Source organism: Mesobacillus sp. S13 (assembly GCF_020422885.1).
GTDB lineage: Bacteria > Bacillota > Bacilli > Bacillales > Cytobacillaceae > Mesobacillus > Mesobacillus selenatarsenatis_A.
The window spans coordinates 3,343,310-3,354,714 of sequence record NZ_CP084622.1 but is presented as its reverse complement, the minus strand read 5'-3'; the positions used below and the strand labels follow the sequence as shown (position 1 = coordinate 3,354,714).

Below are 11,405 nucleotides of genomic sequence, written 5' to 3'. Positions count from 1 at the left end.
GAGACTGCATTTCAATGAAATGCAGTCTCCGTAACTTTATCCTATGTAGTCGTGATTAACCCGCGATTAACTGCACGACTGTTGCAATAATGAACATTGTTGCAAAGAATCCAAAAGAAACGATGAATCCAACACCTGAGTCAACAGCGTCATTACGATTGCTTTGGACATTTTCTTCGAATTGATTCACGGTCAATCCCCCCTATTAATTCTATAATAGTATAAGCGATTCAAATTAAAAAATCCAGTGTTTGTCTGCTACTGTGCTATTGGAAATTTCAGAACAATTTTGGATGCCTTCCTATATTGTGTGCCATGTACCAAGAGTTGTCACAAATACTTTTCCCTCCTGGGGCTAAAATAATCTTAACTTCGATGCACCGCTGCGACATAAGTATCCTAGGTCTTATTCCGCAGCGTTCAATATAAATAGGGGAATTGGCCCGAATCGAGGGTCAATTCCCTTAGAATGCTTGTCAAAATGTCCAAGCTTCTTTACGATAGATATATGGCAAAACTGGATTGAACGGAGCGAAAACAGTGGTATTGGACATTTGGAAAAAAATCAGCAAAAAACAGGTGGACCCTGTTTATTTAATGTTTGGAACAGAAACCTTCCTGATGAATGAAACAAAACAGCTTCTCGTGGACAATGTATTGGATGAAGAAGAAAAAGATTTCAATTTCTCAGTTTACGACTTAGAAGAAACACCGATCGAGGCAGCGCTGGAAGATGCCGAAACTTTCCCTTTCATGGGAGAAAAGCGCTTGGTCATCCTGCAGAATCCAGTCTTTTTGACATCGGAAAAGTCAAAGGGCAAGGTCGAACATAACCTTTCGAAGCTGGAAGAATATCTCTCTCAGCCGGCCCCTTATTCGATTGTTGTTTTTGCTGCTCCATATGAGAAATTGGACGAGAGAAAAAAAGTGACCAAAGAATTGAAGCGCAAAGCAACGGTAATTGAAGCCAAAAAGCTGAGTGAACAAGAAACAAAAGCCTGGGTTAAAGAACGTGCTGCAGCAAACGGTGCTGTGATTGATAACGATGCAATTGAGCTGCTTTTGACGCTCGCTGGGACGAACTTGTTCATGCTGACTTCTGAAATTGATAAACTGGCTCTTTATGCTGGTGAAAACCAGCCAATCAGCAGGGAGATTGTCGACCGCCTGACATCAAGATCATTGGAGCAGAACATATTTGCACTAGTTGACAAGGTTGTTCACCGAAATGTTGAGTCTGCTTTAAGAATTTATTATGATCTGCTGAAACAAAATGAGGAACCGATTAAGATTCTTGCGGTGATTACAGGCCAATTTAGATTGATTTATCAGGTGAAGGAGCTGGCACGCAAGGGTTATGGCCAACAGCAGATTGCCGGAACTCTGAAAATCCACCCATTCAGGGTAAAATTGGCAGCAGGGCAGGCAGGTGCATTTTCAGATGAGGAATTGACCAGGATCATGAAGCTTCTTGCCGACGCGGATTATCAGATGAAAACCGGCGGCATGAAAAAAGAAATGCTGATTGAAATGATTCTATTCCAGATCAATGGAAGGAAATGATCTATTACATAGAGGACAAAATAAAAAAACGACCGTTACAGGTCGTTTTTTTATTTGCAGTATGAAAAAAATTAGCCGTTAGCATTCAATTTTTTCATAAGACGGGCTTTTTTGCGGGCAGCTGCATTTTTGTGGATAAGACCTTTAGCTGCTGCTTTATCAAGCTTGCTTGCTGCTTGAGCGTAAGAAGCTTTAGCTTCAGCGTCGTTGTTCACGATAGCTGATTCAGCTTTTTTAACTGCTGTACGCATAGTAGATTTAACAGTGATGTTGTGAGCTCTGCTCTCTTCACTTGTTTTTACTCGTTTAATTGCAGATTTAATGTTTGGCATTCCGTTCACCTCCTAAAAAGCATCGAGATTTTATGGAACTCGACATTTCCAGTACATTTCTTATTTATTAAGAACAAATGATATTTTATCAAACAGGGGTTAATAATGCAATACTCTGCTTTAATTTAAGTCTAGTGTATCGTGAATGTTTTTTTATGTAAAAGGAAAAGATAGGCAATAGTATGCTGTTTAACAGCCAAACTGCGTTGGGAGGAATGCGACAATGAAGGAACCAGTAGACTTGAGCATGTATTCAATCAGGACTGACCTGGCTGTGGAAGCGAGGGAGATGGTGCTGGCAGACCAGGGGGCAACCGTCCACACCCAGGAAAATCTCTCCCATATTGAAGGCGTCATTATAAAAGAAAAAGAAGAAAATGATATAAAAATATCCCTGGTAGAGGTGACTGCTGAGGGCGAAAAGAACCTGAGCAAGAAGCAGGGGCAGTATTTGACAATCGAAGTGGTGGGCATACGCCAGCAGGACACCGAACTGCAAGGAAAAGTAGAAAAAGTATTCGCAAACGAATTTGCTCATTTCATCAAACAGGCCGGAATCAAAGAGGATGCATCCTGCCTTGTTGTTGGACTGGGGAACTGGAATGTGACTCCAGATGCTTTAGGCCCAATCGTTTGTGAAAATTTGCTGGTAACCAAGCATCTATTTGACCTCCAGCCAGAGTATGTGGAGGATGGATATCGCTCTGTCAGCGCGCTTTCTCCCGGGGTGATGGGGTTAACGGGTATTGAGACCTCTGATATTATTTTTGGCGTCGTGGAGAAGACGAAGCCGGATTTTGTGATTGCAATCGATGCGCTCGCATCTCGATCGATTGAAAGGGTCAATTCGACAATACAGATTTCAGATACAGGTATCCACCCTGGATCAGGCGTAGGCAATAAGAGGAAGGAAATAAGCAAGGAAACCCTTGGGATTCCTGTGATTGCAATAGGAGTCCCTACAGTTGTCGATGCTGTATCGATCACGAGTGATACGATTGATTTCATTTTAAAACATTTTGGCAAGGAAATGCGAGAAGGCGACAAGCCTTCAAGGTCACTTGTGCCGGCAGGAATGAGTTTTGGGAAGAGAAGGAAGCTGACAGAAGAAGATTTGCCGGAAGCAGAACATCGTCAAACCTTCCTCGGAATGATAGGAACACTGGAAGACGAAGAAAAGCGGAAGCTGATTTACGAAGTCCTCTCTCCATTGGGACACAACCTGATGGTCACTCCTAAAGAGGTGGATGTGTTCATTGAAGATATGGCCAACTTGATCGCGAGCGGTCTCAATTCGGCGCTCCATTCAAAGGTAGACCAGGATAATTCAGGCATGTACACACATTAGGGAAATTTCATCCAGTTTTATTTCAAATTCGTTACGTAGCGATTCGGAGTTCTATCTTTTCTAGCAAAGTCATAACATTTACTAGACTTGCACTAGAGAGGTGGAACAATGAGACTTAATAAACGATCTGGAATAATTGTAGCTGTCCAAGGGACTCAAGTTGTAAAAGCAGCCTTAGCATTTGTGTTCTTTCTCATTGGAATTTTTTCAATAAGCGGAGCGATGACTTCACTGCGGCCTGAATATCGGATCACTTCAGATTCAGTAAACCAGGCCGCGAATAATCTGAATGGCCAGCTGCTGTTCAGCCTGATGGGCTGGGAAAATCATCAATTCCTTCAGGCGCTGCCAGAGGACTATAAGACACCGAAGCTGTCGAATATTATGTTCAAGCTTTCTACTAATATCAATTTGGATGACCCTCGCAGCTTGCTAGGAAGGGAGCTTCCGGGATTCTCCCTTTTTGATGGGAAAATATTAGTTGCAGGTGAGGGGACGAATTATACGAATATGCCGATGGAATCGGCCCCGCCCGTGGATGTTTTGACGGCAGAGCAGGAAGCCGCATTGCAGAATACAGAAGACCTCACATCAGGATCTCAGGGAAATACGACAGCGCCGCCGCTATCCACCGGAGACCGTAAAGCCGTCTATATTTACTTTACACATACTAGAGAGTCGTACCTTCCGTATTTAAAAGGAGTGACCGACCCGAACATGGCCTATCACTCACAGGTGAATGTCACGAAGATAGGCGATCATCTAAAGTCTAGCCTGGAACAGCGGGGAATCGGCACAACGGTAGATAAAACCGATGTTATGGCTACTCTCAGTAAGAAGGGGCTTGGGTTTGGAAAAGCCTATCAGGAATCGCGGCCGGTTGTGCAGGCTGCGATGGCCGGGGATCGGAACCTTCAATACTTCATCGATATCCATCGGGACGGATACCGCAAAGATAAAACGACAATCCAGATCAATGGCAAGCCATACGCAAAACTGGCATTTGTCATCGGCGGGGAAAATGCCAATTACGAAAAGAACCTTGCGCTCGCACGAGAACTGCATAATCTCCTTGATAAAAAGTACGGCAAGGGCTTAAGCAGGGGGATCATCGAGAAAAAGGGTGCCTCAACGAATGGAAAGTTCAACCAGGACTTGTCTGGGAATGCATTACTAATAGAGTTTGGCGGCGTTGACAACACCTTCGAAGAGCTGAACAGATCCGCCGACGCACTTGCAGATGTCTTCAGCGAATTCTACTGGCAGGCGGAAAAAGTAGATGCCTCATCGCAGGAATCTGGAGACAAACAATAACGAATCGGTAAGGTGATCGAGATGAAAATGTTTATGCTAAAAAGCTTCATGCTTGCTTCTTTAATGTTCTTATCCGTGTTGTTCGGCATGCAACAGGCAAACGAAGGCATCCATAAAATGAAAGGCTACGAAGACCCTGAATTCAAAAGTGCGTTCAGCGTTAACGAAAAGGAAAACGGGAGCTTCGAAACCGCCATTTTAGGAAATGACATTTCCAGCCACGACCTCGAACAAAAACGGAAAAAACTAGAAGAAATGAAAGCATTCAATCTCTTCTCATCACTAGGAAAAAAGCTGGCAGACGGAATATCCACCGTCGTCGAGAAAACAGTAGATTTGATTACCGGGAAGTGAGGAGAACAGCGGGCTTTGGCCCGCTGTTTTTTCTTGTGCGGAGATCGTCTTTTACAGGTGCTATTAAGGAGGGATGAAGCTGGGAAACTCCACATGCTGGGAAAGGGGGTCAGCAATAGAGCGGCTTGGGACCTCAGAACTCCATTTAATGGTAAAAGGTGTCACCAATAAGGCGTATTGGAACCCTGAAAATCCAGATACTGGTATATGATGTCACCAATAGAGCGTATTGAGACCTCAAAACACCAGATACTGGAAAGTGGTGTCGCCAATAAGGCATATTGGACCCCTGAAACACTAGATACTGGTATATGATGTCACCAATAGAGCGTATTGAGACCTCAAAACTCCATATACTGGTAAAAGGTAGCGCCAATAAACCTATTTACCCTCAAAACAAAAAAATAGGTCACCAACGAATAATTGGTGACTGAAATTCATTCATAATATGACCATTGGCCATAACCTGAAATTATTAAGTTCTCCTTTAGTGTCTGTCTGATGGTTCTCTTTGGAAATAAATCGCCAGTCCATTCATAGATTGTGTTGGTTGATAACTTTTCAGATGGATATAGAACCTGATACTCCTCAATACTTTGCACCAACGCGCTTTTGGTATTCACAGGCTTTCCGCATTTTGGACATGTTAGGATCAGTGAGTGATATTCTGCTATTCCCGTCCCACATGCCTGACAAAATACACCCTTTCGAAGCTGTGAATATTCATAATGCGGCACCTTGCTAAAAGGGGATTTCGTAATATGTGAGGCTAATATCTTTTCGGACCATCCTATATGCTGGTGGTTCAAAGCAGACATCTGCTTATTCATTTTTTGGATAAAACGGTTGAGATTTGTTGGAAGAATGATACGGCTGTTAAGAGGGGCCTGGTACAATGTGAAATCGGGATTGACGAAAACGAGATAGGGCTCGATGGGGATTTTAATTCCGAAACTATTAAAGAATTGTCTCAGGAGTGAAACGTTTCTTTCTAGTTGAAGCAGTGGATTTTTAACTTCGTTCCCGTTGATTGTCTTGAACTAATCACCTTCAAAATAATACTCTCCTTCGAAATTCTTCACTTCGAAAAGGAAGGAGAGTCTCTGGGAGATCATCAGTGAGTCAATTTGATAATGTGAATGATTTTGTTCCAACAGCAAATCATTAAGGATCAGTGATTGAATGACTATTCGTTTCAGATATCCATCAAATATCACCTCCCCTTCAAATCCTTTTTGAAGATTTAAATAATATTGTTTCTCTTTCTCTGCTAAATCCATTCTCGAATTCAGCACCTTCATTACTCTCAGTTCTTCCGATTCGGAGCGATTCTTTAAATACATATGCCACATCCTTTCTACCAACCATTCTACCTAATAAGTTCCCAATATTCTGTGAACATTCTGTGGACTCATAGGCCAGTCCGATTCAGGCACCCCTCCGCTGCTCTTCCTCCTAAATTTATTGAATCTTGATATTCCTGCTGATATAATCAACAATAGTGTACATGCGCGAGTATAGTAGGAGTGAACGCAATGAGCAGAGAAGATAGACTGAATAGACAAAGTAAAATACGAAATTTTTCGATTATCGCCCATATTGACCATGGTAAGTCCACTTTGGCTGACCGGATCCTGGAAAAGACGAATGCATTGACTGCGCGTGAAATGAAGGATCAGCTTTTGGATTCCATGGATCTTGAGCGTGAACGTGGAATCACGATAAAGCTGAATTCCGTCCAGTTGAAGTATAAGGCGAAGGACGGGGAAATCTACACCTTCCATTTGATTGATACCCCAGGACACGTCGACTTCACATATGAAGTATCCCGAAGCCTGGCAGCCTGTGAGGGAGCAGTCCTCGTTGTTGACGCTGCACAGGGAATTGAAGCACAAACTTTAGCGAACGTTTACCTTGCTATCGACAATGACCTGGAAATCGTCCCGGTCATCAATAAAATCGATTTACCAAGTGCGGATCCTGAGCGTGTCAGGAATGAAATTGAAGAAGTCATTGGTTTGGATGCTTCTGAAGCTGTTCTTGCCTCTGCGAAAGCAGGGATCGGAATTGAAGAGATCCTGGAGCAAATCGTCGAGAAAGTTCCTGCACCGCAGGGAGACCCTGAAGCTCCTTTAAAAGCATTGATTTTCGACTCCTTGTATGACGCTTACCGTGGAGTAGTCGCTTATATCCGTGTTGTTGACGGCACGGTAAAAGTTGGCGACAAAATCAAGATGATGGCGACAGGCAAAGAGTTCGAGGTGACAGAAGTCGGCGTATTCACGCCAAAGGCAACTCCTTCACCAGAATTGACTGTCGGTGATGTTGGCTTCCTGACTGCGGCAATCAAGAACGTCGGCGACACTCGTGTTGGTGATACAATCACAAACGCGAAAAATGGAGCTGCGGAAGCACTTCCTGGTTACCGCCGCTTGAACCCAATGGTCTATTGCGGTCTGTACCCAATTGACTCAGCGAAATTCAATGACCTTAGGGAAGCTCTTGAGAAGCTTGAGCTGAACGATTCGGCGCTTCAGTTCGAACCGGAAACATCCCAGGCATTAGGCTTTGGTTTCCGTTGTGGATTCCTTGGACTTCTTCACATGGAAATCATCCAGGAGCGCATCGAGCGTGAATTCAAGATTGATTTGATCACGACTGCGCCAAGTGTTATCTATGATGTCATCATGACTGATGGAACTGAATTGAAGGTAGACAACCCGTCTAACATGCCTGATCCTCAGAAGATCGACCGTGTTGAAGAGCCTTATGTAAAAGCAACAATGATGGCGCCGAATGACTATGTTGGTGCGATTATGGAGCTTTGCCAGGAAAAGCGCGGCATCTTCATCGATATGCAATACATGGATGAAACACGTGTCAGCATCGTGTACGAAATCCCGCTGTCAGAAATCGTCTATGACTTTTTCGACCAGCTAAAATCAAGCACGAAAGGCTATGCTTCATTCGATTATGAATTAATCGGCTACAAGCCTTCAAAACTTGTTAAGATGGATATCTTGTTGAATGCTGAAAAAGTGGATGCATTGAGCTTCATCGTTCATAGGGACTTTGCTTATGAGCGCGGCAAAGTGATCGTGGATAAGTTGAGAGACCTTATTCCTCGTCAGCAATTCGAGGTGCCAATCCAGGCAGCCATCGGCCAAAAAATCGTTGCCCGTTCGACAATCAAGGCAATGCGCAAAAACGTATTGGCGAAATGTTACGGCGGGGACATCTCACGTAAACGTAAGCTTCTTGAGAAACAAAAAGAAGGTAAGAAGCGCATGAAGCAGGTTGGTTCTGTTGAAGTGCCGCAGGAAGCCTTCATGGCAGTCCTCAAGATGGACGATAACAATACGAAGAAATAATATAGCAGGGGAGGCTGGATGTGCTTGTAAAGCAAGCTATTCTGGCCTCTTTTTTCAATAAATCAGGGCAACGCTGCCTTATAGGAAGTGAATCATAATGAAATCAGCTTATATCCATATTCCATTCTGCCACCATATCTGCCATTATTGCGATTTTAATAAAGTCTTTATGAAAGGCCAGCCTGTCGATGATTACCTCGATGCCCTCGCTAAAGAAATGGAACTGACTGTACAAAGTGATCGGGATATGCTCGATACAATATTCGTTGGCGGCGGAACCCCGACCGCGCTGGATGAAAGGCAATTAGGAAAGCTGGTTCAGTCTATCCAGAATCAGTTGAACTTCAACCGAGAAACAGAATATACATTCGAGGCGAATCCAGGTGATCTGTCAAAAGAAAAACTGGCCATCCTGAAAGATGCAGGAGTCAACCGCCTGAGTTTTGGAGTGCAGACTTTTAATGATGAGCTTTTGAAAAAAATTGGCCGCAGCCACCGGGCGAAAGATGTTTTTGAGTCGATTGAAAATGCTAAAGCAGCTGGTTTCGAAAATATCAGCATCGATTTAATCTACAGCCTTCCCGGCCAAACAAAGGATGATTTCATCGAATCGATTCAAACGGCTTTTTCCCTAGGACTAGTCCATTACTCTGGTTACTCATTGATCATTGAACCAAAGACAGTGTTTTACAATTTAATGCAAAAAGGCAAATTGGCAATCCCTGGCGAAGATGCCGAAGCGGAAATGTATGAAACACTCATGGATCAAATGCAAAAACACGGTCTACATCAATATGAAATCAGCAATTTTGCGGTCCCTGGCTACGAAAGCAGACATAATCTCACCTACTGGAACAACGAGGAGTACTACGGTTTTGGTGCTGGAGCCCATAGTTATGTAAAAGGGATGAGACAGTCTAACTATGGACCGCTCAAAAAGTATATGGAACCTATCTCCAGGGGTGAACTGCCGATCATGGATGCCCATAAGACCACGCTTGAAGAGCAGATGGAAGAAGAAATGTTCCTCGGTCTCAGAAAGACAAAAGGTGTCAGTGTTCGACGATTCGAAGAAAAATTCAGCCGGAATCCCTTGCAAATATTCTCTGAACAAATTGATGATTGGACAAAGAAAGACCTGTTGAAAACCGATAATGACAATATCTCGCTAACAAGACAGGGGCGTCTTCTCGGCAATGAAGTTTTTCAATCATTCATCGGGGTATCAAATCATTGACATCCTCAGCGTTTATTGATAAATTATTTTTAGAATTAGCACTCGTTCTTATAGAGTGCTAACAGAGGTGATGATGTTGTTAACAGATCGTCAGGTGCTCATTTTGCAGGTGATTGTTGATGACTTTATTCGTTCAGCTCAACCGATAGGTTCAAGGAGCTTGTCGAAAAAAGAAGAAATTAATTTCAGTTCGGCAACAATCCGAAATGAAATGGCGGATTTGGAGGATATGGGATTTATTGAAAAAACCCATACTTCATCTGGAAGGATTCCATCCGAGAAGGGGTATCGATTTTATGTGGATAACCTTCTGCTGCCACAGAAAGTGAATCGCTCGGATATGGCGGCGATCAAATCCATTTTTGCTGAGCGTATATACGAACTGGAGAAAATCGTCCAGAAATCAGCGAGAATTTTATCAGAAATGACGAATTATACGTCGATTGTTCTTGGACCGGCTGTAAAGGACAACAGGCTTAAGAAATTGCAGATTGTCCCCTTGAATAAGGACACAGCTATCGCCATCATCGTAACCGATACAGGGCATGTAGAAAATAGAATGTTCCATTTCCCGACCAGCATTGATCCATCAGATGTTGAAAAAATGGTCAATATCCTGAATGACCGACTGGCAGGCGTTCCGCTTACCAATCTGAATTCAAAGATCTACAAGGAAATCGCTATGCTGCTCCGGCAGCATATCAGCAGTTATGACACGCTCCTCAATACCATCATGGATACGCTGAACATGCCGGCAAGTGAAAAGGTGTTCTTTGGCGGTAAGACGAATATTCTCAGCCAGCCAGAGTTCAACGATGTCGATAAAATCCGCAACCTGATGAATATGATCGAACATGAAGATGGTTTATACCATCTGATCAGGCAAAATTCAGCCGGAATCAATATCAAGATTGGCACGGAGAATGATAACTCTGCAATGGAAAATTGCAGCCTGATCACGGCCACGTATTCAATGGGAGAGGAAAAGCTTGGATCCATCGCGGTTTTAGGACCAACACGAATGGAGTATTCAAGAGTCATCAGTTTGCTTCAATTGATCAGTACAGATTTGTCCAAGGTGCTGACACAGCTGTATCAAAATAAATAAGCATGGAAATATTGATTAAGGGTGGAGCAGCCTGTTCCATCCTGAATTCTCATGTGTTTTCTACTGAAGCATGTTTGCTTCGTTGAAATATAAATCAATCCGGGCACTGCCTGGTACAATGAGGCATCACATGCCGCGACACTTTTAGGGAGGTGAGTTAACTTGACAGAAGAGAGAAACACTGAGCAAGAATTGAACAGCCAGACGGAAGAAGAAACGGTTGAAGAGGTTTTTGCCGAAAACGAAGCTTCTGAACAAACTGAAGAAATTCCAGCTCAAGAAAAACAGCAAGTCACAATGGAGCAGAAATTGGCTGAATTGGAAGGCAAGCTTGATGAAGCTGACAACCGTTACCTGCGCCTTCAGGCTGATTTTGACAACTTCCGCCGCCGTTCAAGGATTGAACTTGAAGCGAGCGCTAAATATAGAGCCCAAAACATTATTACCGATCTGCTTCCCGCCATCGATAACTTCGAACGTGCACTGAAGATGGATGTGGATAATGAACAGGCGAAATCCCTAAAACAGGGAGTGGAAATGGTTTACCGCAGCTTGCTTGACGCCCTTAAGAATGAAGGCGTTGAAGTCATTGAAGCTGTAGGCAAAGAATTTGACCCGCATCTTCATCAGGCAGTTATGCAGGCTGAAGATGAAAATTACGGTCCTAACATTGTTGTTGAAGAATTCCAAAAAGGCTATATGCTAAAGGACCGCATCATTCGTCCAGCAATGGTAAAAGTGAACCAATAAAGAGCCTACATAAAAGATCCAGGAGGTA

11 protein-coding genes are annotated in these 11,405 nt (G+C 43.4%); 8 read left to right on the top strand and 3 right to left on the bottom strand.

The genetic code is table 11. The features are described 5' to 3' along the window. Positions 1-55 precede the first annotated feature (55 nt). Entirely contained in the window at positions 56-190 is a 135-nt protein-coding gene (locus tag LGO15_RS17220) for a YqzM family protein (RefSeq protein ID WP_167831621.1), read from the bottom strand. A gap of 350 nt (positions 191-540) precedes the next feature. Here LGO15_RS17220 and holA point away from each other — a divergent pair, with 350 nt between their 5' ends. Then, positions 541-1,563, top strand: coding sequence for a DNA polymerase III subunit delta (gene holA / locus LGO15_RS17215; protein ID WP_226085378.1), 1,023 nt, complete (start codon positions 541-543; stop codon positions 1,561-1,563). 71 nt (positions 1,564-1,634) lie between these two features. Here holA and rpsT read toward each other — a convergent pair whose 3' ends face one another. Continuing rightward, positions 1,635-1,895, bottom strand: a complete 261-nt coding sequence (rpsT, locus tag LGO15_RS17210) for a 30S ribosomal protein S20 (protein WP_167831619.1) — start codon at positions 1,893-1,895, stop codon at positions 1,635-1,637. Positions 1,896-2,118: 223 nt separating this feature from the next. Here rpsT and gpr point away from each other — a divergent pair, with 223 nt between their 5' ends. The 3 genes from gpr to LGO15_RS17195 all read left to right on the top strand — a co-directional run bounded on the left by gpr (position 2,119) and on the right by LGO15_RS17195 (position 4,911). After that, entirely contained in the window at positions 2,119-3,243 is a 1,125-nt protein-coding gene (gene gpr, locus LGO15_RS17205) for a GPR endopeptidase (protein WP_226085377.1), read from the top strand. A 108-nt stretch (positions 3,244-3,351) separates the two neighbouring features. Continuing rightward, complete coding sequence (spoIIP, locus tag LGO15_RS17200; protein ID WP_226085376.1) at positions 3,352-4,557, top strand: stage II sporulation protein P; 1,206 nt, start codon at positions 3,352-3,354, stop codon at positions 4,555-4,557. Between the two features lie 21 nt (positions 4,558-4,578). Further along, positions 4,579-4,911 carry a YqxA family protein gene (locus tag LGO15_RS17195; protein ID WP_167831616.1) on the top strand — a complete coding sequence of 111 codons (333 nt, stop codon included), beginning with the start codon at positions 4,579-4,581 and terminating at the stop codon, positions 4,909-4,911. Positions 4,912-5,951: 1,040 nt separating this feature from the next. Here LGO15_RS17195 and LGO15_RS17190 read toward each other — a convergent pair. Beyond that, a complete protein-coding gene (locus tag LGO15_RS17190) occupies positions 5,952-6,254 on the bottom strand; it encodes a nuclease-related domain-containing protein (RefSeq protein WP_226085375.1) in 303 nt (100 codons plus the stop codon). A 192-nt stretch (positions 6,255-6,446) separates the two neighbouring features. Between LGO15_RS17190 and lepA the strand changes: the two genes are divergently transcribed. The 4 genes from lepA (at position 6,447) to grpE (ending at position 11,377) form a co-directional block, all read left to right on the top strand. Beyond that, the gene (lepA, locus tag LGO15_RS17185; protein WP_167831614.1) at positions 6,447-8,282 is read left to right on the top strand and encodes a translation elongation factor 4; all 1,836 of its coding nucleotides are present in this window, start codon (positions 6,447-6,449) and stop codon (positions 8,280-8,282) included. 97 nt (positions 8,283-8,379) lie between these two features. Next, positions 8,380-9,519, top strand: coding sequence for a radical SAM family heme chaperone HemW (gene hemW / locus LGO15_RS17180; RefSeq protein ID WP_226085374.1), 1,140 nt, complete (start codon positions 8,380-8,382; stop codon positions 9,517-9,519). A gap of 76 nt (positions 9,520-9,595) precedes the next feature. Further along, positions 9,596-10,627, top strand: coding sequence for a heat-inducible transcriptional repressor HrcA (gene hrcA / locus LGO15_RS17175; protein WP_226087924.1), 1,032 nt, complete (start codon positions 9,596-9,598; stop codon positions 10,625-10,627). A 162-nt stretch (positions 10,628-10,789) separates the two neighbouring features. Next, positions 10,790-11,377: a nucleotide exchange factor GrpE gene (gene grpE, locus LGO15_RS17170; RefSeq protein WP_226085373.1), complete on the top strand. Its 588-nt coding sequence runs from the start codon at positions 10,790-10,792 to the stop codon at positions 11,375-11,377. Positions 11,378-11,405 lie beyond the last annotated feature (28 nt).

Bases quoted from the DNA above. Each gene is read 5' to 3' on its own strand.
- rpsT (WP_167831619.1), bottom strand. From the start codon at position 1,895: ATGCCAAACATTAAATCTGCAATTAAACGAGTAAAAACAAGTGAAGAG.
- gpr (WP_226085377.1), top strand. From the start codon at position 2,119: ATGAAGGAACCAGTAGACTTGAGCATGTATTCAATCAGGACTGACCTG.
- spoIIP (WP_226085376.1), top strand. From the start codon at position 3,352: ATGAGACTTAATAAACGATCTGGAATAATTGTAGCTGTCCAAGGGACT.
- LGO15_RS17195 (WP_167831616.1), top strand. From the start codon at position 4,579: ATGAAAATGTTTATGCTAAAAAGCTTCATGCTTGCTTCTTTAATGTTC.
- LGO15_RS17190 (WP_226085375.1), bottom strand. From the start codon at position 6,254: ATGTATTTAAAGAATCGCTCCGAATCGGAAGAACTGAGAGTAATGAAG.
- lepA (WP_167831614.1), top strand. From the start codon at position 6,447: ATGAGCAGAGAAGATAGACTGAATAGACAAAGTAAAATACGAAATTTT.
- hemW (WP_226085374.1), top strand. From the start codon at position 8,380: ATGAAATCAGCTTATATCCATATTCCATTCTGCCACCATATCTGCCAT.